The organism is Paenibacillus sp. MAHUQ-63, from assembly GCF_028765165.1.
Lineage (GTDB): Bacteria > Bacillota > Bacilli > Paenibacillales > NBRC-103111 > Paenibacillus_E.
This window is the reverse complement of the sequence record NZ_JARADB010000009.1, coordinates 131,502-156,790: the sequence shown is the minus strand read 5'-3', so window position 1 is coordinate 156,790 and position 25,289 is coordinate 131,502. Positions and strand designations below refer to the sequence as shown.

The 25,289-nt window shown below is 57.1% G+C and carries 20 protein-coding genes; 2 read left to right on the top strand and 18 right to left on the bottom strand.

The window, feature by feature from the left end:
• Positions 1-282: 282 nt before the first annotated feature.
• The 7 genes from PUT07_RS31815 to PUT07_RS31785 form a co-directional block, all read right to left on the bottom strand.
• On the bottom strand, positions 283-1,701 hold the full coding sequence (locus PUT07_RS31815) for an aldehyde dehydrogenase family protein (RefSeq protein WP_274472807.1): 1,419 nt from the start codon (positions 1,699-1,701) through the stop codon (positions 283-285).
• 240 nt (positions 1,702-1,941) lie between these two features.
• Complete coding sequence (gene gabT / locus PUT07_RS31810) at positions 1,942-3,303, bottom strand: 4-aminobutyrate--2-oxoglutarate transaminase (protein WP_274472821.1); 1,362 nt, start codon at positions 3,301-3,303, stop codon at positions 1,942-1,944.
• Positions 3,269-4,642: a peptidase gene (locus PUT07_RS31805; protein WP_274472806.1), complete on the bottom strand. Its 1,374-nt coding sequence runs from the start codon at positions 4,640-4,642 to the stop codon at positions 3,269-3,271. The genes gabT and PUT07_RS31805 overlap by 35 nt, the downstream gene beginning before the upstream one ends.
• Before the next feature lie 37 nt (positions 4,643-4,679).
• Positions 4,680-5,342 carry a 3-oxoacid CoA-transferase subunit B gene (locus tag PUT07_RS31800; RefSeq protein ID WP_274472805.1) on the bottom strand — a complete coding sequence of 221 codons (663 nt, stop codon included), beginning with the start codon at positions 5,340-5,342 and terminating at the stop codon, positions 4,680-4,682.
• Positions 5,309-6,019: a CoA transferase subunit A gene (locus PUT07_RS31795; RefSeq protein ID WP_274472804.1), complete on the bottom strand. Its 711-nt coding sequence runs from the start codon at positions 6,017-6,019 to the stop codon at positions 5,309-5,311. The genes PUT07_RS31800 and PUT07_RS31795 overlap by 34 nt, the downstream gene beginning before the upstream one ends.
• 12 nt (positions 6,020-6,031) lie before the next feature.
• Positions 6,032-7,372: an aspartate aminotransferase family protein gene (locus PUT07_RS31790; RefSeq protein ID WP_274472803.1), complete on the bottom strand. Its 1,341-nt coding sequence runs from the start codon at positions 7,370-7,372 to the stop codon at positions 6,032-6,034.
• Between the two features lie 19 nt (positions 7,373-7,391).
• Positions 7,392-7,655 (bottom strand): YokU family protein, encoded by a 264-nt coding sequence (locus PUT07_RS31785; protein ID WP_274472802.1) that lies wholly within the window; start codon positions 7,653-7,655, stop codon positions 7,392-7,394.
• Between the two features lie 165 nt (positions 7,656-7,820).
• Here PUT07_RS31785 and ablB point away from each other — a divergent pair, with 165 nt between their 5' ends.
• Positions 7,821-8,684, top strand: coding sequence for a putative beta-lysine N-acetyltransferase (gene ablB, locus PUT07_RS31780; RefSeq protein WP_274472801.1), 864 nt, complete (start codon positions 7,821-7,823; stop codon positions 8,682-8,684).
• Between the two features lie 13 nt (positions 8,685-8,697).
• Here the strand turns inward: ablB and rpoN are convergent, their stop codons facing one another.
• A complete protein-coding gene (rpoN, locus tag PUT07_RS31775; RefSeq protein WP_274472800.1) occupies positions 8,698-10,017 on the bottom strand; it encodes an RNA polymerase factor sigma-54 in 1,320 nt (439 codons plus the stop codon).
• Positions 10,018-10,138: 121 nt separating this feature from the next.
• On the opposite strand from rpoN, the gene PUT07_RS31770 reads away from it, so the two are divergent.
• On the top strand, positions 10,139-10,840 hold the full coding sequence (locus tag PUT07_RS31770; RefSeq protein WP_274472799.1) for a 3D domain-containing protein: 702 nt from the start codon (positions 10,139-10,141) through the stop codon (positions 10,838-10,840).
• A gap of 95 nt (positions 10,841-10,935) precedes the next feature.
• On the opposite strand, the gene PUT07_RS31765 is transcribed toward PUT07_RS31770, so the two are convergent.
• The 10 genes from PUT07_RS31765 to PUT07_RS31720 all read right to left on the bottom strand — a co-directional run bounded on the left by PUT07_RS31765 (position 10,936) and on the right by PUT07_RS31720 (position 25,227).
• Entirely contained in the window at positions 10,936-12,207 is a 1,272-nt protein-coding gene (locus PUT07_RS31765; RefSeq protein WP_274472798.1) for an FAD-dependent oxidoreductase, read from the bottom strand.
• Entirely contained in the window at positions 12,204-13,472 is a 1,269-nt protein-coding gene (locus PUT07_RS31760) for a hypothetical protein (RefSeq protein ID WP_274472797.1), read from the bottom strand. The genes PUT07_RS31765 and PUT07_RS31760 overlap by 4 nt, the downstream gene beginning before the upstream one ends.
• A 120-nt stretch (positions 13,473-13,592) precedes the next feature.
• On the bottom strand, positions 13,593-14,462 hold the full coding sequence (locus PUT07_RS31755; RefSeq protein ID WP_274472796.1) for a helix-turn-helix domain-containing protein: 870 nt from the start codon (positions 14,460-14,462) through the stop codon (positions 13,593-13,595).
• Between the two features lie 903 nt (positions 14,463-15,365).
• On the bottom strand, positions 15,366-16,775 hold the full coding sequence (locus tag PUT07_RS31750; RefSeq protein ID WP_379241113.1) for a glycoside hydrolase family 32 protein: 1,410 nt from the start codon (positions 16,773-16,775) through the stop codon (positions 15,366-15,368).
• A gap of 89 nt (positions 16,776-16,864) precedes the next feature.
• Positions 16,865-17,839: a carbohydrate kinase family protein gene (locus tag PUT07_RS31745; RefSeq protein WP_274472794.1), complete on the bottom strand. Its 975-nt coding sequence runs from the start codon at positions 17,837-17,839 to the stop codon at positions 16,865-16,867.
• A gap of 77 nt (positions 17,840-17,916) precedes the next feature.
• Positions 17,917-18,753, bottom strand: a complete 837-nt coding sequence (locus PUT07_RS31740) for a carbohydrate ABC transporter permease (protein ID WP_274472793.1) — start codon at positions 18,751-18,753, stop codon at positions 17,917-17,919.
• 17 nt (positions 18,754-18,770) lie between these two features.
• Positions 18,771-19,688 (bottom strand): carbohydrate ABC transporter permease, encoded by a 918-nt coding sequence (locus PUT07_RS31735; RefSeq protein ID WP_274472792.1) that lies wholly within the window; start codon positions 19,686-19,688, stop codon positions 18,771-18,773.
• Between the two features lie 25 nt (positions 19,689-19,713).
• Positions 19,714-21,594, bottom strand: a complete 1,881-nt coding sequence (locus PUT07_RS31730) for a GH32 C-terminal domain-containing protein (RefSeq protein WP_274472791.1) — start codon at positions 21,592-21,594, stop codon at positions 19,714-19,716.
• A 224-nt stretch (positions 21,595-21,818) separates the two neighbouring features.
• Positions 21,819-23,435, bottom strand: a complete 1,617-nt coding sequence (locus tag PUT07_RS31725) for a response regulator transcription factor (RefSeq protein WP_274472790.1) — start codon at positions 23,433-23,435, stop codon at positions 21,819-21,821.
• 7 nt (positions 23,436-23,442) lie between these two features.
• Positions 23,443-25,227, bottom strand: coding sequence for a cache domain-containing sensor histidine kinase (locus PUT07_RS31720; protein ID WP_274472789.1), 1,785 nt, complete (start codon positions 25,225-25,227; stop codon positions 23,443-23,445).
• Positions 25,228-25,289: the final 62 nt, after the last annotated feature.

The window sequence follows — 25,289 nt, the reverse complement described above, 5'->3', positions numbered from 1 at the left end:
AGCCTGTTTTTGCTTGCTTGTTAGACGAACGGAAATAGGATGCGCTAATCATGTTGAAAGTCCCCTTCTCGGCCGGATGAGGGAAATAGGATTCGCTATTTACCTCTTTTCCGACCACTTATAAGCATTTGAGTGCAATTAAGGAACTGTATTTCCGCTTAACCTTGAAATTCTCTTATCTTCGTTCAAATAGCGGATTGTATTTCCCCTTCCCTCCAAAGGGGAGTCATTTGGGAAGGTTGCCGCTTAGGCTCCAATTATAGGCGCAAAAGCAGCGCTCCTCTACTTTTTGAAACAGACCAGCTTCAGCTCCGTCATCTCTTCTACCGCGTATTTGACGCCCTCCCGCCCGGTTCCGCTCTCCTTCACGCCTCCGTACGGCATATGGTCGACGCGGAAAGTGGGGATGTCGTTGATCATAACGCCACCCACCTCGAGCGCCTCTGCGGCGGCAAAAGCCGTTCGCAGATCAGACGTATAAACGCCCGCTTGAAGGCCATACCGGGAATCGTTGACCAGCTGTATGCCCTCTTCGACCGAGGCGATTTTGTTGATCATCACGACGGGAGCGAAAGCTTCCGAGCAGGAGATGCTGCTGTCAGGACGAACATGCAGCAGCACCGTCGGATGCACGAGATTGCCGTCGCTGCGGTTACCGGCAGCGATGACCGCGCCCGCCTGCTCGGCTTCCGCGACCCAAGCCAATGCGCGTTGCGCATCATGGGGAGAGATGACCGCGGACAGGTCCGTCTGCGGATCGAGCGGATCGCCTAGCTGGAGCGATTCCGTCTGTTTGACAAATTTCCAGACGAACTCGTCAAACAATGCTTCATGCACGTAGATGCGCTGCAAGGAGATACATACTTGGCCGGCATAGGAAAATGCCCCGGTAACGGCCCTGGCGATCATTTCATCCACGTTCACGCCTTGATCCACGATGAGCGCCGAGTTCGATCCCAGCTCCAGGGTAACTTTCTTAAGTCCAGCCTTATTGCGGATCGCAATCCCGACCTCCGGGCTGCCGGTGAAACTCACCGCTTTGACGCGCTCATCCGTCACCAGCATGTCGCCGATCGCGCTCCCGCTTCCCGTGACGACATTGAGCGCCCCGGCAGGGAGTCCCGCCTGCTCCAGCAGCTCCGCCAAAAGCAGCGCGGACAGAGGAGTTTGACCTGCCGGCTTCAGCACGATCGTATTGCCGGCAGCGAGCGCAGGCCCTACTTTGTGGGCAACCAAGTTCATCGGGAAGTTGAACGGGGTGATTGCCGCCACGACGCCCAGCGGCTGGCGAATCGTGTAGGCGATCCGATCCTCCCCGCCGGGGGCAGCGTCCATCGGAATCGTTTCACCGTGTATCCGCTTCGCCTCTTCCGAAGCGAACTTGTATGTCGTTATGGTTCGCTCTACCTCTTGCCTTGCTGTTTTCAGAGGTTTTGCCGCTTCCAGCGCGATCAACTGCGCGCATTCTTCCGCTTTCTCGCGAATCAAGGCGCTGAGCCGCTCCAAGATCGCGGCACGCTCATGCGCCGGCATCCGCGCCATCCGCGGCTTCGCACGCTCAGCCGCTTCAATCGCGCGCTGTACGTCAGCCGGACCCGCGTATGCAATTTCGGCGATTTGTTCGCCGCTATAAGGCGAGAACAATGGGCGGTAATCATCTGCTTCGACCCATTGCCCATCAATGTATAGTTTTTTTCTCATGCTGTTCTTCCTTTCAGCGTTAGAAGTAGCACCGTCAGCGCTCAGTTAGGACGGGGTTAGGACAGGAGCCAGAACAGGCTAAGACGGCTAGCACCGGGGCTGGGACTAGCTGGGATGAGCTAGAACGGGCTAAGTTGGGCTGAGTTGGGCTTAGCTGGCTGAGCTGGGTGAGCTGGGCTTAGCTAGCTCTGAGTTGGGCTTAGCTGAGGGCGGGATTGAATAGCGCGCATCTGCAGTCCGCTACTCCGCCGGCACGCAAGCCCGCAAGGCAAGCTCCAACACATCCAATCCTTCCGCAAGCTGATCGTCCGTAATCACCAGCGGACTCAGCATGCGAATCACATTCCCGTAGATGCCCGCGCTCATCACGATAACCCCATGCCGGTGAGCTTCCTGCAGCACCCGCGCCGTCAACGCTTTATCCGGCTCCCGGCTCTCCCGGTCCTTCACCAGCTCGATCGCACTCATCGCGCCGAGCGTGCGAACGTCCCCGATGCAGCCGAATTCCTGCTGCAGCCGCAGAAACCGCTCGCTGACGGCATCCCCGATCGCCACAGCGCGATCGGCTAACCGCTCCTCCAGCAGCATGTCAATGACCTGCAGCGCAGCTGCGCAGCCAAGCGGACTGCCGCCGTACGTGCCGCCGATTTCGCCGACGCCGGGAGCGTCCATGATGTCCGCTCTGCCGGTTACGGCGCTGATCGGCAGGCCGGCCGCAATCGATTTGGACATCGTCATCAAGTCGGGCACGACGCCATGGTGCTCCATGGCGAACATTTTGCCCGTCCGCCCGAAGCCCGTCTGCACTTCGTCGGCGATCAGCAGAATGCCATATCGCTCGCATACGGCCTTAACGCCCTGAATGAAGCGCGAAGACGGAATGACGAAGCCCCCTTCGCCTTGAACCGGCTCCAGGATGACGGCAGCGACCTCCTCGCCCGGCACCTCGACCAGAAAGAAGTCGTCGAATTTCTGCAGCAAGAAGGCATCCAGCTCCTCGGCGGACATGCCCTCCGGCGCTCTGTAATAGTACGGATAAGGCAGCTTATACGTATCGGGCGCGAACGGGCCGAAACCGTGTTTGTAGGGCTTCACCTTGCTGGTCAGCGACATCGCCATATAAGTGCGGCCGTGAAAGCCTCGCTCGAAGGAAATGACCGCTCTGCGCCCCGAATATTTGCGGGCGATTTTCACCGCGTTCTCGACAGCTTCCGCACCGCTGTTCAAGAAGAACGTTTTCTTCGGATGCTGCCCCGGCGTAATCTCGTTAAGTTTCTCGGCCAAAGCCACATAGGGTTCATACATCATGACATGAAAGCTGGGATGCACATAGAGATCGAGCTGTGCCTTCAGCGCTTCGACGACCTTTGGCGGGCAATGCCCGACATTCAAGGAGCCGATGGCCCCTGCGAAATCGATAAATGTATTGCCGTCGACATCGGTGAGCAGTGCTCCCGCACCCTTGGCTGCAAAGGTCGGGACCGTATTGAACGGCCCCCGCGGGATGCTAGCCAGCCGGCGCTCCAGCAGAAGCTGCGCTTGCGGTCCCGGCAGCGCAGTTCGCATCTCAATGAATTTCGTCGGCTTCCCTTGGGTTTCCATTTCCATTTCCATTTCCATTTCCATTTCCTTCTCCATCCCCATCCCCTATGACCTCCATTCTGTCAAAACCGCACCAGTGAATCAAGGTCAGCGCAATGATCTCCGCCGCCGCAAACAAGTCATCCAGCACGATGTGTTCGTTCGGATAATGCGCAGCTTGCGTGATGCCGGGGCCGAAGATGATGCAGGGCGTCTCCCCCAGCAACGTCAACAGCCCGCCGTCGGTCCCCCAAGGCGACGCCTCGATCGCAGGCTCCTCCCGCTGAACCTCCCGGTACTGCCGAATGAGCACCTCCATGAGAGGATGAGCGGGATCGACGCTGCCCGGAACCCATTGCGCCCCGAACCATTCCAATTCCGGGGGATGCTCGGCAAACCAAGGATCGGCTTGCGGCAGCCGTTCCATCCACGTTCGCATTTCCGCTTTGGCTTCTTCCAGCAGCTCCTCCGGAGCCACCCCCATGCGGCCCTCCAGCTTCACCGAATCGGGAACGGACGATGGCCAGTTCCCCCCTTGAATGACCCCCAAATTAATGGGAATCGGAATCGGATTGTTCGCGTACAGAGGATCTGTGATCCGGTCATTGCGAACACGTTCCAGCTCCCGGATATGTTCGATGACCTTCACGCTTTTCTCGATCGCGCTGACCCCTTCATACCTCGTTCCGCCATGGGCCGAGCGGCCCTTGACCGTCACGCGGAACCACATCGACCCCTGCTGCTTGGGAAAAATGCGCATGTTAGTCGGCTCCGGTATAAGCGCCCCATCGGCCCGGTAGCCTTTCACAATGGCAGCCAGCGTTCCCGCTCCGCCGCTCTCTTCCTCTACGACGCTTTGGACAATGACGTCGCCCTTCAGCTTCAGCCCCAGCCCTTGAATAGCGCCAAGCGCGAGCATAATCGCAGCGTTGCCGCCCTTCATATCCGTCGCCCCGCGTCCGTACAGCTTCCCGCCCGCGACTTGGCCGCTGTACGGATCGTGCCGCCACTGGCCGCGCTCCCCTTCCGGCACCACATCCACATGACCGTTCAGCAGAAGCGAGCGGCCTCCGCCGGCTCCCTTCCATACGCCCGCAACATTGGGGCTTCCGGCAAACCTGCTGCGCGGCGAGCAGAAATAAGGATGTCCGGCAAGCTCCTCGCCGTCCGGCTCCCACATCTCGACATCCATGCCCAATCCCCGCAACCGCTCGGCAACGAGCAGCTGAACTTCCTGTTCGTTGCCTTGCGTGCTGGCCATTCTGACCATGCGCTGCAGCAGCGCCGTTCCTTCATCCCGATGGTCTGCAATCCATGCATGCACCAGCCCCCGCAGATCGGGCGGCTCCGGTTTCGTCATCGCAATCCCTCCTCAGGTACGGCTTCCCGGCATCCCTTCAGGGGATGTAAACGATATGCTCCGGTATCACTAGAGCGGCTTCCGTGTTCCGCACAACGTCTTCAACCGTGTAGGGAGACATGATCTCTTTGAGCAGCAGTCCATGCTCCGTCACTTCCATCACAGCCATTTCCGTAATAATCAGCTTCACACAGCCCATCGCCGTCAGCGGCAAATCGCACCGCTTCTTGATCTTCGACTCGCCCTGCCGGTTGACGTGGTTCATGAGCACGATCACTTGCTTCGCTTTCTGCGCGAGTTCCATAGCGCCGCCAATGCCGGCCACCCGTTTGCCCGGCACGATCCAATTCGCCAGATCGCCCCGCTCGCTGACCTCCAGCGCCCCGAGAATCGTCATGTCGATGCGGCCGCGGCGAATCATGGCAAAGGCGATCGAGCTGTCGCAGTAAGAAGCTCCGTCGACAACGGTCACCGGGTACCCGCCGGCATTGCAGAGGAAGGCATCCTCCTCCCCCGGCTCCGGGGCTCCCCCCGCGCACAGAATTCCATTCTCTGCATGAAAAACGACGTGCACATCCTCCGGGACATAATCCGCAACTTGGGTCGGAATGCCGATGCCGAGATTGACCACCATGCCGTTTCGCAGTTCCTGAGCGGCCCGCCTCGCTATTCGCTCGCGGTTTTCTTTTCCCATACCCATTGCCAGTTCACTCCTTTGCTCTGGATGACCATATCGACGAAAATGCCCGGTGTCACAATGCTCTCCGGATCCAATGTCCCCAACGGTACAATTTCGTCAACTTCAGCAATCGTAAACGCTCCGGCCATGGCAACCAATGGATTCAAATTTCTGCCGCTTTTCTCGTAAACCAGGTTGCCGAACGGGTCGGCTTTCCGCGCATGCACGATGGCAATGTCGGCCGTCAAAGCCGGCTCCACCAGATACGTTCGCCCGCCGACCTTGACCGTCTCCCGGCCCTCCCCCATCATCGTGCCGACGCCGACGTCGACCAGGATGCCGCCGAGTCCGACGCCGCCGGCCCGAATTTTTTCCGCCAGCGTACCTTGGGGGTAGAAGACGACCTCCATCCTCCCGTCCTCCATCCGCTGGCCGGCGTGCGGGTTGGAGCCGATATGAGAGGCGATGACCTTCCTCACTCTCCCTTCCGTCACCAAACGGCCAATGCCGATATGCGGGAACCCGGTATCGTTGCCGATTAACGTCAGTTCGGCGACCCCTTTGGCCAGCATACCTTCGACCAGCGTCGGCGGCGTACCGATCCCGCCAAAACCGCCGTACATCAGCGTGCAGCCGTCGTTAATCTTGTGAAGCGCCTCCTCCAGGCTCCTCACCTTGCTCCGTTCCGCTCTTTCCATCCGAGCCACCTCCTACGGGTCTATCGCGAGCTCCTCTATGACTTCCCGAACGGCTTCCTCCAAAAGCTGTACGAGCAGATCGATCTCCGCTTCCGTAATGACCAGCGGCGGGGCCACAATGATCGCATCCCCCGCGCCATCGACTGCGCCCCCGGCCGGATACACCAACAGCCCCTTGGCAAAGGCGCGGTCGATGATCCTGGAGGTGACGCCAGCCTCCGGCGGAAACATCGACCGGTCGTCGCGGCTGCGGACGAACTCGAGCCCAAGCAGCAGCCCGCGGCCTCTGACATCGCCGATCTGGGCGATGCCGTCCGCCATTTGCCGCAGCTTCGCAAGCAAATAATCGCCTTTGCTTTGCGCAGCCTCAGCCAGCCGGTGCTTCTGGGCGTACTCCAGGACGGCCAACGCCACGGCCGCCGACTGCGGGTTGGCGCTGTACGTATGGCCGGCCATGATGCTCTTGGAGCCTTGCAGGATAGGCTTCATGACATGGTCCTTGACCATCGTGGCAGCCATAGGCGTATAGCCGGCGCTCATGCCTTTGCCCAGCGCGATCAAATCGGGCTGGACGCCGTCATGCTCGATGCCGAACATCGCGCCCGTCCGGCCGATGCCGGTCATGACCTCGTCGGCGATCAACAAAATCTCATGGCGGTCGCAGATTTCCTTGATCCTGCCGAAGTAGCCTTCGGGCGGCACAAGAGCCCCTCCGGCAGCCCCGACGACAGGCTCCGCGATGAAAGCGGCGATATGCTCGGCGCCGATCCGCTTGATCGCGGTATCCAAGTCATCGGCGCAGGCCAGCTTGCATGACGGCGACGCCAGCTTAAGCGGGCAGCGGTAGCAATAAGCCGGTGCGACCACCGGGTAATCCTCCAGCAGCGGAATAAACCGCCTGCGTCTCAGCACATGTCCGGACATCGACAGCGCGCCCATGGTGATGCCGTGATAGCTCATCCGCCGGGAAATAACTTTGTTCTTGCCCGGGCGCCCGCGCTCTTGCCAGTGTTGGATGGCGATCTTCATCGCCGTTTCCGTCGCTTCGGAGCCGCTGTTCACGAAGAAGGACCAGTAGTCCCCTCCGGGCGCCAAATCGCTCAGCTTCTTCGCCAGCTTCTCGGCCGGCTCGCTTGTAAACTGGGACCGGTATACAAAGGATACCTTGGCCGCCTGCTCCATCATCGCATCGATGATTTCCTGCACGCCGTGCCCGATCCCGGCGGTGACAGCTCCCGATGACGCATCGAGATACGCCTTACCCTGCTCGTCGTAGAGGAACACCCCTTTCCCGTAATGGACAGTAGGATATTGACGATTCAAAACCGGCTTGATGACATGCTCCCGCTCCATAGGACACCCCCTTGAAGGTTTACTTCAAGAACATATTTTTGATGCGCGGAGCTTTCAGCAGCTCCTCATAACGGAATGCGCTGCCCAGCGCGGAGACATCATGCCAGTACAGCATCTCCTCAATTTGCTGGGCCGTCTCTTCGGACACATAGGTGCGGCAATTGGCGCACTCGATGGCGGGAACGTCCTTGATCTGCACCGCCATTCTGCCATCCGGCATGATCCAATAGCAGTCTTTAACACTCTCGCGGACGTCTTCTCTTTCACACCACATGCATGGCATTGGTTTCATCCTCCTTATGGCTTGCCGGATTCCTTGCGCGCAGCTTGCTGCTGCCTATTTACGAAGCAAAATTCATGCCAACTTCAAAGCAGGCAGGACGATTAGATTCAAGGCTAATCTGACGGAACGGTGCATATAACCTTGGTAAGAAAGGGGAAATGCGAGATGCCAAGCGATCGGCCGGCTTATACGAATGAGGTTGAGACAGGCAGCGACTATACGGTAAGCTTTTGCCTCGATTACAGAAATAAGCGATTGCGGGTGGACGACTACCAGGGCAACCCCGAGGCCATATACAGACGGGTCGCCGAAGCGGCTCAAAGCCATGCGTTAACGAAGGTTTTCATCAAATCGCGGGAGCAGGACTGGCAATATTTCCTGGGAAAAGGTTGTATGCTTGAGGGCATTTACAAGGGCTACTTTCACGGCATGGATGCGTACTGCATGGCCTTTTATACCGATCTGGAGCGGAGAAGCAGCGATTATTGGATCGAGGAGGACCGCATTTTGCAGCAGGTGTTGGCGCTTGCCCGCAAACCGGACCGGCCCAAGGTGCCGGACCATCTCACCCTGCGTATCGCGCTGGCGGAGGATGCGGATCGGTTGTCAAATTTGTACGGCCGCATTTTCCAAACCTATCCCACCCCGATGAACGATCCGGCATATGTAGCCGCAACGATGCGGGAGGGAACGATTTATTATCTGGTCGAATCGCAAGATGAGCTCGTCAGCGCCGCTTCGGCAGAAGTGAATGCGGCCTACGCCAATGCGGAAATGACCGACTGCGCCACACTGCCTGCATACCGGAATCAAGGGCTGATGCGGCTTCTGATGCATGCTTTGGAGGATGAGCTGCTCACCCGCCGAATCACCTGCGCGTATTCGCTGTCCAGAGCCTTGTCGCCGGGCATGAACGCCGTTTTCTACCAGATGGGCTACGGGTATTACGGCAGGCTGACGAAAAATTGCGATATCTACGACAAGTATGAAGATATGAATTTGTGGGCCAAAGCCTTAAACGCGCCTTGACCCTCTAAGCTATCTATATGCGTTTCCTCCGCAAGGAAGAAGAAATGCCTAGTTCTTCGCGGTATTTGGTCACCGTCCGGCGCGAAACGGCAATGCCCTCCCCGGCGAGCAGATCGGCCAGCTTCTGATCGGAGTATGGCTTCGTAAGCTGCTCGCCTTGAATCAGCTCCTTGAGTCTCGCCTTCACGCACTCGGACGACGTATCGTCTCCGCTGCCCTGCGCCAGCCCTGACGGAAAAAAATACTTCAGCTCGAAGATGCCCCACGGCGTTTGGGCGTATTTGCCAGCTGTCGCCCGGCTGACGGTCGATTCGTGCATGCCGAGCTTATCGGCGATCTGCTTCAATGTCAGCGGCCTTAGGTAGGCTGCACCCTGCTCGAAAAAGGCGCTCTGCTCCTCTGCAATCGCCGCCGCAACACGGAGAATCGTCTTGCGCCTCTGCTCCAGGCATTTCAGGAAGAACGTCGCCGCCTGCCATTTGCCGGCAAGAAACCGCGCCGCCTCGCTCGCGTCCCTTCCCTCCTTCACAATGCGCTCATAGTAGCCGTTCAAGGACAGGCGCGGGAGCCCGGCCTGGCAGACAGACAGGGCGAGACGGCCGTCCGCCTGCTCATAGATGACCTCGGGTATGACATAAGGAACGGTTTCCGTCTGAAAGGCAGCGCCGGGCTTCGGATTGAGCCCTCGAATAACGTTCATGGCCGCTTGAATATGCTGCGGTGATGCCTGCAAGACCTGCGCCAATTTGTGTACATGATAGTCCCCGACATCCTTCAGGTGGCTGCGGATCATCTCCGCGACAAGCGGGAAGCTTTCGGCCACAGGCCCGATTTGCAGCAGCAAGCATTCCCGCAGATTCCTGGCGCCTACGCCGGCCGGCTCCAAAGACTGCAAAATGGCCAACGCCTGCTCGGCACGCTCACGGTCGACCTTCAGGATGTCCGCTATTTCATCGATCGAGGATCTCAGGTAGCCGTTGCCGTCCAAATTGCCGATGAGGAACATAACGATGCGCCGCATGGCTGGCGGGAGCTCACGGGCGAAGAGCAGCTGCTCTTTCAAATGCCGCTCCAAAGAGACCTCATTCGAAGCCGCTCGATAGAGCGGGTCTGCTTCCATGTCCACCGCATCCCGGCGATTGGACATATAGCGGGATCCCCCCCATGCATGCGGCGAGGAGAATTCCAAAAGCGGATTCTCCAACATCTCCTGCTGGACAACCTCCATGAGTTCCGGCGCTGACAGCTGCAGGATCGAGATGGCTTTGCGCAGCTGCGGTGTCAGCCGCATTTTCACCGATTGCTGTTGATACATCCCGTATCCCGGGCGCATAAGCATCATTCCTTTGAGGTCGCAACTCTAGTAAATTTCGATAGATTACGTATAGAAAAATAGAAAATAGACAACTCTAGTAGCTATAACTCTATTATTTTTCTTTTGAGGAGGAGCTACGATGTTGCTAAGAATCTTATTTACGGTGTTGACCATTCCTTTGTTGTTCAGTTTATGGCTTGCAGATAAAGCCTATTCCTATCCAAGCAGTGATGATCATACAGATCTTCCCCCTTCCTACACGGTTGCGGCAAAGGTCACGGAACCGGAGCCTGACACCGGCGCGTCAACGGCTGCATCCGCTGCGGTGCCTACGACTCAGTACCAGGTAAACCGGGGAGATACCCTTTTTCAAATCGCCCGTGATTTCGGGATCGACGTCAACGACTTGATGGCTGCCAACCAAATTTACAATCCGAAAAGCTTAACGATCGGCCAAACACTGACCATCCCGGCATCGGTCGGAGGCACAGACGCCCCCAGGTCGCAGCCGAAAATTATAAAAAAAGTGATCAACACCACACTGACGGCTTATACGGCCGGCTTCGAATCTACAGGCAAAAAAGCCTCTCACCCCGAGTACGGAATAACGTACAGCGGACTTAAGGCCAAAGAGGGACGAACGATCGCCGTCGACCCTAACGTCATTCCGCTGGGATCTACGGTGTTCATCGAAGGGATCGGCATTCGCAAAGCGGAGGATATCGGCTCGGCCATTCGCGGTTCGCGCATCGACGTGTTCATGAACGATCTGGGACAAGCCAAGGAATTCGGCATAAAGAAAAATGTGAAGGTGTATGTACTGGATAGGGAACTGATTTAGACGGTAAAAAAACCTAGTGCGTGAAATGCCCCCCATGGTTAAACACCATTGAAGAATTGGAGGTGCAGTTCACTGCGACTAGGTTTTCTCCGTCACTACGAATAAGAAGCCAGTTTATGAAACACGACGTTCATCTCGCGCAACCCGTCATGCAGCGCATCGATCGGCACATGCCGAATCTCGCAGGAACGGTCTACGGCAATTGATGCTGCGATGCCGGCCGCCTGACCCAGCGCATAGCAGGTCGGCTGCACGCGCATGGAAGACATGGCGACATGCGTAGCGGAGATCGCGCGTCCCGCCACCAGCAAATTGTCGATGGCAGCCGGCACCATACAGCGGTACGGAATATCGTAGCCGCTGACTTTGCGTTCGTCCGTCGTCTTCTTCCCGTCAGGACTGTGGATGTCGATCTCATAATTGGTCTGAGCCACAACATCCGGGAAGCGGCGTCCTTCCACCACGTCGTGCTCGGTGAGCGTATATAGTCCTTGAATTTGATTCGTTTCCCGCACGCCGACCTGATTGGCTACATGAGACAGCGCGTACGTCTCGAAGCCGTTCCGCTGCAAGTAATGCACAATGGAGAACACCTGTCTGAGCGCCTCGGTCTCTGCGTAATTGACATCCTTGATCGTGGCGCCGTTTCCTTTGACCCGGGTCATGTTCACGAGCAGCTGCCCGTCCTTGTTGCGCTCCCAATACAAGTGCCGTCCCTGCGGGAGGTCGGACACGTTCTCGTAATAGTAGCAGCCTTCCGGCAAAATCGGAGTTACCGGCTTCCCCGTGTTCTGCATCATGAACATAAGCGTCATCGGCTGTGTCAACCCGTCGCCTTCCCTTCCCGAGGTATGCGGCACCCCGGCATCGAGAGCGACCCTGGCATCCCCCGTGCAGTCGATAAACTGCAGCGCTTCAAATGCTTTCAGCCCTTCGCGGGTCGAAGCGACCACGGCCTCCAAGCGGCTTCCGTTCTTAACCGCACCGACGAACTCCGTGTGATAAATGACTTCGACGCCTTCTTTCTTCATTTTCTCATTCAAATAATGTCTGAGCTCAAACGGCGAATATTGCGGGGCAATGGACACATCGTGATGCTCCGGCAAATATTCGGCAAGCACCTCGGCGATCATCTCCCGATAGATTCCGGTCACATTCCCGATCGGCATGAAAATACTGACGTTCCCCAGCGTCCCCATGCCGCCGAGCTGCCCGGATTTCTCCAGCACAATCACCTTCTTGCCGCGTCTGGCTGCAGAGATCGCAGCCGCCGTTCCGGCAGGCCCTCCGCCAATGACCACTACATCGGCTCGATCGTAAGTCTCTATTTGTCTTTGAAAATCGTAAGTCCGCTTATCATTCGTCATTTGTCTTCATTCCCTTCCCGTTTGGCCCATGCCTCAAAGGCTTTCTGCCGCTCTTCAAATTCGTAATCCGCCACCTGGCGCACGTAATCGAGATCCTCGCCAAACAGCTCCGGCGTCCACTTCCTTCCGAAAGCGGCATGCGTCACTTCATCCGCCCAGTCATAATCCTGGAACCGTTCCATCAGCTTGTGCTTCGCTTCATCCCGGCAAAACTCGTATTCGGCGATTTTGCCCGGGCGCCGCATCGCCTTCTCTTCGAAGCCGATGCTAAGAATCGCATAACGCTGGGCCGGGTGCTTGACGATCAGCGGGTCGTAACCGCCGACATACTGCCGGAGCGCCATCCAATCAATACCCTCCGCCTCCATCGCCGCCTGCCCGAACAGCGCATGCCGCACTTCATCCCATAGATGGCGCGCCAGGTCCTGATAAAACTCCCACGGCATATTCGCTTGATCGTAGATAACGCTCGCCACATTTTCTACCGCCGCCATTTCCTCTTGCCGGGATTTCATCATACTTAGCAGCTTCACGCGCACAGGGTCATCGGATTGACCCGGGATGGCGGTGCGGCCGAGTGCCGGCGGGCCCATGCGCTTGGCGTCGCGAACGGCCTGCCTCGGCATTTCGTAGGCCGTGCCCGAACGCCAGCGGGGCGGCAGCTTAATCGAAGCGCCTTGCTCGCCGGTCATACCGCCGGCTGCAGCCAGGAAAGAGCCGATCCGGCGCTCGAACTCTTCGGCCTGCGCCACGGACTCACCCTCGCTTTGCAGCGTCTGAATCATGCTTTCGCCCCACGCGATCGCTTCCTGCAAATCGGTACAGAGTCCCCTCAGCAGGCGAATGGTCGGATAGTCCACCAGCTGCTGCGTGTCCGCCATATGCTGCGTATACGCTTTCAGCAATGCCGGCTTCACCACTCGGTAGATGCCTACCAGCAGCTCCATGTCGCTCTCAGCATGGATAAGCTCATCGAACAGCAGCGCCAGCGAGATGTTCGGCTCTTTGTGCAGCATCATCGGAGACGTTCGCAGCTCCATCATGCGGCGGCGCAGCGATCCGACCGCTTCAGCGTCTTCATAGAGATGCTTGCCGAGCGCAGCCTTAAGGTGCCAATGGCTTCTCGCCGGAAGCTGGCCGGCGGCGCAGCGAAACAGCCGCTCATGAATATAGCTGTATCTTCGCAGCAGCTTGGAGTTCTGCTCCACGCTGTACCTGCCCGTTTCATATGGATGAAGAATGCCTACATACGCAGTTCCCGGCATCGCCTGGCAGCCTCCCTATCATGAAGTGATGTTTATGTTCGCTCTCTGGCTTCATTATAGGGGGCTAAGCGACTCTCTGGCTTTGTCAAAATGCATAGGTAATTTATCAAAACGTCTTTTTCATGATTTGCGTCTGATTTGACTTGGCGGGCATCCGAAGCGGAGTTTATACATTTTTGAAAAGTGGTGCACACTCGAGAAGCCGCAGCTGTCCGCGATGTCCTGAAGCGGTAAAGCCGTGCTTCGCAGCAGCTCCGTCGCGTAGTCGAGACGCAGCTTGAGCAAATATTGATGGGGGGCCATGCCGAATTGCGCGCGGAAATGCATGGAGAAGTAAGAACGGGACATGAGCGCCTTATGGGCCATTTCCTCCACGGTGAGCGGCTCGGCCAGCTGGTACTGCATATAGGCGGGAACCCAATTCAGCGAAGTGGAGCGGTTATGCTCGGTCGTGATGTCGGTCGTGTACTCTTTCAAAATTTCCAGCACCATCTCTGCAGCATGCACCTGCGCCTGGAGGAAATCGAGGGCGTTCTTGCGGTTCCAGTGCGCGATTGCCTGCTGCAGCGACTCCAGCATCCATTCGTGTCTGGGCAGCTTGAGCACATACGGAATCGCGATATCCGCGTAAGCTTTCAAATTTGGCTGCATCGCAACTGCATCGGGATTATAGCCTTGGTCGACCGGCACGATCATTTCGGGGCGATTCTCCGCCAAGTAGGGGAACAGCTCCAAATGCAGCGACAAAAGCGTCAACTGCGACTGGGATTCCATCTGATGCACGATGCCCGGCTGGACGAAAATGAACTGCCCCTGCTTCACCTCATATTGCTCTCCCTCTACCCGCAGGCGGAATGACCCATTCTGCACATAAAGCAGCATATAATCGGTGATGATTCTCGGCGGCGTAATCCATTGCTGGAAGTGCAGCAGGTCCGCGTAACGGATGTACGGCTGCAGCTTTTGATTGAAAATCGACTCGGCGGACATGGGGATTGGGATTCTCCGTTCTTCATAGGATCTTTCTATTCTAAAAGAATCCGGGAGGATTGGAAAGTAAGTGCTTTCAACCAGAGTTCCGCTGGCCTATCAGGCGGTGCGCAGAGGGGTGTAAGGGAGTCCGGATCGGGCTTGATCCGACACATCGTATATATTCATCGGTGATCGCGGGAAATCGGCGGTTGTACTCGAAAATGATCGCGGGAAATCGGCGATTCTATTCGAAAAATCATATAGATATGCAGCAAGGAGGAGGCCGGGGCAAATCTGCAGACAGATGCGTGCGTGAAGTCGAGGACATAACTCGGGGACTTGGCTGCAAGCGGATATATGATGTGTAAAGCCGGGTATCATCGAGACGATTGCTCTGCTGATCCGTGGGCCGCAGTCAGGCTTGCCCCGGCTGGCTGCGAACTCCCCCTAACGGACACAGCAGCCCTTATTCGGCCTTTTGCGGCCGAATTCATGATCTAACGGACACACGTGCAGCTATTTGCCCAAAATCAGTGCGATACCGCACCGATCTCGGCAAATAAGGACACGGGTGTCCGTTAGATCGGCTAGCTCGCGCTCCTGGCACAAATTACGGCCGTACTGTCCGTTAAACGTGGAGGAGCGCGTCTGCTCTCCGGTGCCTCGGCATAGCCGCCGCAAGCAGGCCCGGTCGGCCCGCAGCGACCGCAACCCTCGGTCCGGCGAACGGCCCTCGGCCGACTTGCAGCCCGTACATGCAGCTAGTCTTCCGCAGATTGGCGGCGCCCTGGTTCACTAGCTGCCGCCTAGAGGGAGCGCCCATCGGCCACACCACAAAAGGCTGTCTGCCCAGGCTTCGTTAAGCCTTGAGTAGACAGCCTTTTTCACGGCAGTCGTGCTGCCCGGCCCCTGCGAAGCGGATCACTCCCCCAGCTGCCAAGCATCCAAGCTCTCCAGCCGAGCCGCTCCCCTCTCGGCAAACAGCTTGATGCCGACGCTGTCCGCCGCCGGATAGATCCGGTTCGTGACGGTCTTCATCCCGTCATTGGCGAACAGCTCGACCGACGAGCGGTCGAGGAACAGGTGCAGCTTCACGCGCCCGTCCGCCAGCGGCTCCAGCTGCACCTCGCTGACGCCCGCGTCGCCGGCGCCGGCGCGCGTGCGGTCAACGCCAAGCTTGCGCTCAGCCGCCGAGTACACCACCTTGGTGTACTCAGAGCCGTCTTCCGAGCAGCGCAGCAGCAGGCCGAATTCCGCATGCTCAGCGGAATTGCTCACATCATAGACGGCGATAATCTCCAGCGAATCGCCGGCCACGCCCGGCAGCGCCACCACCGTACCGGCGCCGACGGTAAGCCCGCTCACACGCCGGTGCTCTCCGCGCAGCGCGGTCAACTCCGCTGCAGGCCGCATCCGCAGCGTGCCGTCCTCCGCCAGCGTCAGCTCGCGGGGCAGTGTGAACGCCCCCATCCAGCCCCGCTCCTGCTCCGGCATGCGGGCCCCCCAAATATTCATCCAACCGAACAGGATGCGCCGGCCGCTATCGTCGGCGAACGTTTGCGGAGCGTAGAAGTCGAACCCGTAATCCAGCCGCTCGGCATAACGGCGCTCGAAAACCCCCGTCTCGTAATTTAGCGAGCCGGTCATATACATCGTCTTCGTCGCCCCCATATTCATCGGGGAAATGATAAGGACATGGTCGTCACCTGTGCCTAAAGGAAACAAATCCGGGCATTCCCACATATCGCCCATCGTACCGTCGCTTTCGGCGGCTGCGCCCAGATAGCGCCAATTGCGCAGATTCGGCGAAGTATACAGGAGCGCTTTGCCCAAGCCGTCTTTGCCGTAACCGACGACCATGTACCAAGCCCCGTCATGACGCCATACTTTCGGATCACGGAAACCGAAGCCGCCTTCTTCCGGCGGTCCGGCAACGACCGGGTTGCCGGCCTCCTTGCGGAAGATCACCCCGTCGCCGCTTGTCGCCAGACACTGGACTTCCGTCGGTGTTCGCCCGTCGACATGTCCCGTATAGATCAGTGTCAGCACGCCGTCATCATCGACAGCGCTGCCCGACCAGCAGCCGTAGCCGCCGGTCTCTCCCGCGTCGTACGTCTCCGAAGGAGCGAGAGCAACCGGAAGGTGTTCCCAGTTCACGAGGTCTTTACTTTTGGCATGCCCCCAATGCATCGGCCCCCAAGAGGATTCGTACGGGTAGTGCTGATAGAAAGCATGATATTCATTTTGATAATAAATGAGTCCGTTCGGATCGTTCATCCAGCCTGCCGGCGGCATCAAATGATAGCGCAGTCTGTAGCTGTCGTCTCCCATCCCGGCCGCTTTACCCTCCAATACCGCACCAGCCCGCTCCACATACCGCTCATGCTTCGCGTTTTGTTCCCGTTCATCCAATCGCTCACTCATACGCCTTCTCCCTTCGACTGCATCAGTGTTTCTATCTCCGCCATCGTCCCCAGCGACGGAATCGCCCCTTTGCGGGTTGTCGCCAAGGCTCCTGCCGCATTCGCGAAAGTCAGCGCTTGCCGCAGCTCATCCTCGCTCCATCCCTGCACAGGCTTGCCGGCCTGAAGCACCCGGTATAGGAAAGCGCCCAGAAAACCGTCGCCCGCCCCCGTCGTATCCACCGTCCGTACAGGAAAACTGTCGACCTTGCCCCATTTGCTGCCCAGCCGGTAATAGGAACCGGCCCGCCCGGCCGTGACCAGCACAAGCCCAATGCGATGCCGCTCCGCCAACTGATGCGAGGCCAGCTGAATATCCGCCTCCCCCGTAAGGAACGTAAGCTCCTCTTCCGATACCTTAACCAGATCGGCCAGATCCAGTCCAGCCGCTATCGCCTTCCTCGCTTGTTGACCGCTCTCCCATAAAGAAGGCCGCCAGTTCGGATCATACGAGATAAGCGCTCCACTCTCCTTAGCCTTGCTTACAGCATAAACGGTCGCCGAACAGGCGGGCTCCACTGTCATCGAGATCGATCCGAAATGGCAAATGCGGGCTCCCTCCAGCAGCGCCAGGTTCACTTCATCCTCACGCAGCAGTTGATCCGCACCGGGACTTCGCGAGAAATGAAACGACCGCTCCCCTTGCGCATCCAGCTGAACGAAAGCCATCGTCGTATGCGCCTCTGCCGTGGTAACGAGCCCCTGTTCTGTGATGCCATATTCCAGCAGCGCTTGCCGCAAATATGTTCCGAACGGATCCGCGCCTACTTTGCCGATAAAACCGCTCTTCCCGCCCAGCTTTGCCATCGCCGCCGCGACATTCACAGGCGCGCCTCCCGGATTGCGCTCGTAGACCGGCTGCCCGGCATCGGATACGCCATACGGTGTAAAGTCAATCAAGAATTCCCCTATTGCAATTACATCATAATTCATCTTAAGCTTCCTTTCACCCGGTTTATACAGTCCTTTCGACCAGCTTTAATTAGGTATGCGTGCAAACCAGTAAAGCCCTATCCTTTTATGCCCGACATCGTAATCCCCTGAATATAGTACCGCTGTAGAAAAAGGAACAACAGCAGAATCGGCGCCGTCGACAACGTATTGGCCGCAAGCACTTTGGACCAGTCCGTCCCTTCATTGGAGGAAAAGGCGGCAATGCCGACTTGAATCATCTGCATTTTCTGATCGTTAATGACAATAAGCGGCCAGAGGTACGAGTCCCAATTGCCAAGGAAGGTCATCAAACCTAATGTAATCAAAGCCGGTACTGCCGCCGGTAGCACGATCGATACGAAGGTGCGCGGCAAGCCGGCCCCGTCTATGCGCGCCGCCTCCATCATTTCACCAGGAACTTCCGCGAAAAATTGCCGCAGCATGAAAATGCCGAATACCGACAGCATCGAAGGCACGATCAGCGCCTTGTACGAATTGAGCCAGCCCAAATCATGCATGAGCAAATAATTCGGCACGAGCGTAACTTCCCCCGGAATGATCATCGCAGACATGAACAAGGCGAACAGGACGGTCTTGCAACGAAATCTAAGCTTGGCGAACGCGAAAGCCGCCATGGCGTTAATGATCAGCACGCCTGCGGTAACAACAGAAGCGACGAATAATGTATTCCACATATAGCGAAGGAACGGATTCCTGGTATTGAAAATAACATTATGGAAATTGCGCCACGTCCAGTCCACAGGAATAAGCAAATGAATGTCCAGCGACGTATATCGGAAAAGCTCCTGATAAGGCCGGAACGCCCCAGCCGCCATCCATACGATCGGAGCGACCGAAATCAGCGCGATGACGATCATGACGATGAGTCTAATGGTGTTGGCTATCGTTTTCACAGCGGTTCCCCCCTTATTTAATCCGCATCTTTATTAAACAGCTTCATCTGGATAAGCGAAATCGCCAGCACGATCGCGAACAGGACGAAGGCCGCCGCTGTCGCATACCCCATCCGCATCTGGGTAAACGCCTGCTTGTAGATATAGAAAACAACTGTCTCCGTCGAGCTGTTCGGTCCCCCGTTTGTCATGACGAACACGAGCCCTGACAGCTTAATTGCGTCGATCGTCGTCATAATGACCACGAAGGCCATCGTCCGGTTCAGCAGCGGCAGCGTAATCTTGGCAAACTGCTGTATCCGCGAAGCGCCGTCGACCCGGGCAGCCTCGTACAGATCAGGGGAAATATTGTTCAATCCCGCAAGAAATATAATCATGAAAAAGCCTGCGCCCTTCCATATACCGAGCACAATAATGCCGTTCATCGCCGTATCCGGATCGGAAAGGAAGCTTGTTGCCGGCAGATGCATCGCCTTCAGCACGCTGTTGAGCAGCCCGAACTCCTTGTTGTAGATGAGCTTAAACACCGTCGCTGCGACCGCAGTGGATATAATCACGGGAATGAAATAGAGCGTGCGGAACAGAGCCGTACCGGCTGTTTTTCTCTGAATCAAAAGCGCCAGTCCCAGCGCAATGCTCGTCTGAACCGGAATAACGATAACGGCGAAATAGAACGAATGCTTCAGACTGTTTATAAAAGCTTGGTCCTTCATCAGCTGCACATAGTTGTCCCATCCGACGAACACATCGCCCGCGCCTACAAGCGAGTAGTTTTTGAAGCTGATGACGAAGGCTTGCAGCATCGGGTAGAACACGAAAACGAGCAGCAAAGCGATCGCGGGCAAAATAAACCAGAATGCGGTCGCCTGTTCATGCTTGCGGAAGGCATGCGATTTCTTCCTGGTCTGTGAGGCAGTCTGGATCACCGTATCCATGGTTCTTCTCTCCATTCATGTAAAATTAGTTATCTCCATATACGAAAACTCGAAGGGTGGAAACCGCGCTGCCGTCTTCGCTAATCGCTTTGATCTCCGCTTGCCCGGCCTGTAGGCCTTTGACGATGGCTCCGCCGGATACGGCCGCAACTGACGCTACCGAATTGTCGCTGGATTGCCACCTTAGATCCTGCGCAGCATTGTACGGCACTACTAAAGAGCGGACTTGCTCGCTCCCGTTAACCGGCACGTCCAGAGAGCTCTTGTTCAGCACGACCCGCAGCGGCTTGCCGGCAGCTGTATCCTCTTGACGCCAGACGGTCCTCAGCGGGTAGAAGTGCGCGCTCTCCAGCGAGACGCCTTCTCCTGCAGCTGTCAGCATAAGTTCGCTGCTGGTAGGGTCCGGGAAGATGAGCGAGGTAACGACAGCTTCGCCGTCATTCGCGAACACTTCTAGGCTGGATTCATCGACATACAATCTCAGCTTCAGCTTGCCGTTCTTCAGGGCGACGGGCGCCGTCATGATCTCGGCGAAGCCTTTCTCGAACGAAGCGGCTCCTGAACGCGTACGGTCTACGGCGAGCTGCCCCGAAGCCGCATTATAGCTGACCGTCGTCCCTTGGCCGGGACCTTTGCGAAGCTCCAACGCCAGCTTGGCTCCCGGCTTGACGCCCAGCTCCGCCACGAGCTCGTAGGACGTTCCCTTGATGTCGGCAAACGGATTGCTTCCTGGGGCCACCGTTTGCGGCCCCAGCGCGATCTCCTTGCCGCGCAGCCGCTCCAGCTCTATGACCGGCAGCTGTACGAGCCGCAGTCCTTGGCCGGGGACGTCCCTTAGCCTCAGCTCCCGCGGGATGGACATGCTGCCCTTCCACGCACCGGTCGGCATCGCGAACGGATATCGCCAGTTGGACATCCAGCCGAGCCAGATGCGGCGTCCGTCTTTGGCTGGAATGTCCGAGTAGGACACCGCCGCATAGAAATCTTTGCCATAATCCGTCCAAAGCACGTCGGACGGCTTGTTATCATTCTTGAACGTCTTGCCGTCGAACGAGCCGACAAAGTACTGCGCCGTGGATCCTTTCGTCGCCCCGTTGTTGCCGATGCTGACCGCCAGCACCCATTTCTTCGCTTTGGAGCCTTCAACCGGCAGCTCGAACAAGTCCGGGCACTCCCATACGGCCGCGTGCGAGCCTTGGTCGCTGCCGAACTCGCCGGTCATCGTCCATGACTTCAAATCGGGCGATACATAGAAGCGCACCCGGTTATCGGCCGCGACTACCATTACCCACGACTTCGTCGGCGCGTGCCAGATGACTTTCGGATCGCGGAAATCTTTCAAGCCCGGATTCGGAATCACCGGGTTGCCTTCGTATTTCGTCCATGTCCTTCCTTTATCGGAGCTGTATGCAAGGCTCTGCGACTGCAAGCCGGCTTTGAAGTGGGTAAAGACGGCCACCAATCCCGCTTTCCCTCCGAAGAATCCGCTGGAATCCTTGGCATCGACCACCGCGCTCCCGGACCAAATCTCTCCGAGCGAATCGCGCGCCAGAGCGACGGGAAGATGCTCCCAATGCACAAGATCCTTGCTGACCGCATGTCCCCACTGGCCGCTGTTCTGATAGAACTGGTGGTACTCTCCATCGAAATAAACCATTCCGTTCGGATCGCTCATATTGCCGGATTCCGGTGATAAATGATATTGCGGCCGGTAGGTTTCCGTATAGTAGTCAGGATCTGCTGATAACGCAGATGCCGTTGCGCCGCTTCGCGCAGCAGAGTCCGTTAAGCCTGCGGATTCGGAATCCGCTGAAGTTCCACCGCTTCGCATCATGGCCGCTCCCCCCCATCCCAGCAATGCGGCAGCAGCTACGGCGGCAGCCAACATGCTTATCGTCTTTCGCATACTTCCCCTCCTGCACAATGTTCGGGTTATACCGTATGGTCATTGTACCGGGAACCGGCGGCGAAAGATTTCAAAATCATCGGAAATTCCCTTTCAATTTCATTGGCCATGGAAATGAGAAAAACCCCAGCACCACAGGAAACGTGGTAGTGGGGTTATATGTCGCGGGGCGGAGCAAGGCCGCAGATGCAGAACACCGGCGCAAGGCCACTGCGCCCCAAAGCTCAATTTTTACCTAGTAGTTCTTCACGGTACTCCTTAGGGCCTTTACCGTAATGCTTTTTAAACGCTGTGCTGAAATAACTCGAACTGGAGTAGCCGACCAGCGTAGCGATATCGGTTAGCTTGAGCTCATTCTCTTTCAATAGCTGAACCGCCTTGCTCAACCGAAGCTTCGTCACGTAGTCGCTGAACGTAACACCGGCGCTTTGCTTGAACAACCCGGAAAGATACGTCTCGTTCAGATGAAACATATCGGCCAGCGAAGCCAGCGTGAGCTCGTAAGAATAGTTCTCGTCCACATAGTTGCGAATCGCCTCCATCATTTGTTGGCCGCTGGAAAACCGCGTTCGGCGCACCTCATTCATAACGAGCTGCGCCATGTCGTGCAGCTGCTCCAGCACCTGTTCCCGCGACGAGTAATCCCTTACGGTCATCTGGCAATTCCAGAGGTAGCTCTGCAGCGAGGCGCCGCCGAGTTCGAACTTTTTGGCAATCGCATTAAACAGCAGAATTATCCTCAGCGTCAAAAAGGTGAAGACGAACATCGGCGTATCGCGATCCTCAGCGAAAATCGCCTGCAGCTGTTTCGTAAAAGCCGGCATGTCGAGATTTTCCACCGTCTGCACCAGCTTCCGCTCCACTTCCGGGGAGAACGCGTGCGTCATGGCCAGCACGCTCCGGTTCGGCTCCGCCCTATCCGAGTGGACCGTGCTTTGACTCCAGGCCAGCATGCTGGATGCATACCCATCCTTCAACTGCCTCAGTCCGCTGATAGGCTCGCCGACGCCCACTACGCTCTCGACACGCAGATACCTTTGAATATTTCGCTTCAATTCGCGGACGAAATCATCCATCAACCGGGCATGGGACTCCGCGTCCTTCACCAGAATCAGGAAATGCATCATAGCCGGATGGCTGCTGGCGCCGAAAGGGTAGACCTGCTCCCGCTTCTCCGCATACTCCCGGCAGAGCATCTGGAAGGCCAAATACAGCAGATCTTTCCGCTCGCTCCAATCGTCCAGCCTGCCTTGGGGGATACGCATCTCCACAGCCGCGAACTGTGCACGCAGGTCATCTACGGCCAAGCCGGACAGATGCAGCTGCTCCATGCGCTCTTTGACCGTAGCGATGCTGAACCACTCGTCCTTCACCAGCTGCCAAATCACTTGCTCCTGCATCAATAACAGCAGCTGATTATTTTTCAGTTCCTCCTGCTCTAGCTCGCGCAGGCGGTTGCGGTCCTGCTCCAGCTCGAGGGACAGCTTGCCCAGAAGCGCTATAACTTCGCTGCGCCCGACAGGCTTGAGCAAATAGTCTTTGACTCCGAACTGTATGGCCGCCTTCATATATTCAAAGTCCGAGTAGCCCGAAAGCACGACGACGCGAAGCTCCGGATACTTCTCCTTACATGCTTTCACGAACGCGATGCCGTCCATTTGCGGCATGCGGACATCGGTAATGACGGCATCGGGCAGCGGATGCTCCTGAAGCAGGCGGAGCGCTTCCGCGCCATTGGAAGCCTCTTGGGCAATGACGAAGCCCGCGGACTCCCAATCGATTTTGGCTTTAATGCCGTTACGCACGCCAACTTCGTCATCAATGAGCATAATGGTGTACATCTGGTTGTCAGCTCCTTATAAGCGGAAAGTGCAGAATAAGTTCCGTTCCTTCGCCCAATTGGGAATGTAAATCTATCCGGAATTGCTCTCCATACTGCAAGCGGCAGCGGGACAGCACGTTGCGAAGCCCGATGCTCTGCCCTTCCGTACTAAGGATGGCCACGGAATCGCCTCCCGCCTCGAGTTCGGTCTGCAGATCCCGTACCAGCTCGGGAGACATGCCGATGCCGTTATCCTTAACGCGGATCAACAGCTCGCCGCCCTCAACGCAGGCCGTCAGATACACCTGCGCGGTGCCTTCCTTCTCCAGGCTATACTTCACGGCGTTTTCCACCAGCGGCTGAATGAGGAATTTTGCAATCACAAGATCCTTCGCTGCGGGATCTTCCTGAATGACCACCTGCAGCCGCTCCTCATGGCGCAGATGAAGAATAAACAAATAATCGCGAATGTAAGCCAATTCGTCGGCCACCTTCACCAGATCGCTATTCAAGTTAAGCGAATATCTCATCATTTTGCCCAGAGCCTCGGTCGCATCCATCACCAGATCCTCGCGCTTCATAGCCGCCAAGCCGCTTATAATTTCAAGCGTATTATTATAGAAATGCGGGTTGATCTGCAGCAGCAGCGCTTTGTATTCGGCGTTTTTCCGGCGCAAATTCGTCTCGAACTCCGTTTCGATCAAATACCGCAGCCGATGCGTCATCTGTTCGAAAACCCCGGTCACATAGCCGACCTCGCTGTGTCCTTCGCTGACTTTCGGCATGATCTGCAAAGCTTGATGGAACTCGCCGCGCTGCACGAATTTCATCGCTCTGCCCATACTGCTCAGCGGTCTCGTAATGCCCGCAGACAGCCAGAAGGCTGCGAACATGGCAAGCAGGAGCAACCCGGCCGAAACGGCGATCATCGTCTGCCGGATATGCGTGATTTTCTCGTACAGCTCCCCTTCGGGAACGGTGCCGACGATAATCCAATGCTGTGCGGGCAGCTTACGGAAAAATAACAGGTTCGTTCCGCCATTGTCTTCTATGGCAAAACTTCCGCCGGTCTCCGCCTGGAACTGAGCGTCGATCCGTGCAAGCCCCCGCTCCAGCAGATCGCGGTGCCCGGCCGTATTTTGATCCAGAACCGGCTGGCCTTCTTGCGTCAACAGAACGACTTGTCCTGTATGTCCGAACCGGATTTTCTCAATTGCGCTCTTCAACAGCGTCGAAGGGTAATTGACTTTGATAAAACCGGCATTGCGGAGCGACTGCAGCTGAACAAGAGGAAAAAGGAAAGCGTTCACTGTTCGAGCCTTCATCAGATCGTCGGGCTGATCCGGATCTTTATGGGCTGTTGTCCAGCGCCGGCCTGAGGTCGCGAATGCTTGGTACCAAGCGCTGCTCCTGTAGGTTTGGTCTTGCGTCCATACGCCTCCGGCATCCTCGGTGAACGCACTGATGGAAATGCCGCTGGCATTGTTCACCCCGTACGAGGAGAAGTATTCGCGCAGCCTCATCTTGGCCAGCACCCGCTCCTGAACCGTTAGGTCCGGATTCAAGTGCTGACTCAGCCATTCCTGGGTGATCCGCGAGCTGACCACCTGGTTGCCGGTATCCTCGACCTGCGTCAGGAGCGTTAAGACGTGCGAGGCGAACTGCTCGATCGTCTGTGCGGCCATGGACTGAGTCGATGCCTCGATGGTTGCCGCCGCTTCCTCGCTGAGTATATAAGCTAGCAGCCCAAATGGAAGGATGAGCAGAAGCGAGAAAATAGCCATCAGCCGGCTCCGCAATGAGAAAAACATAGGATCCCCCGTTTCCTAACGACAAAGAGACGATCATCGGAATGATTCGTCTCAGCTTATGT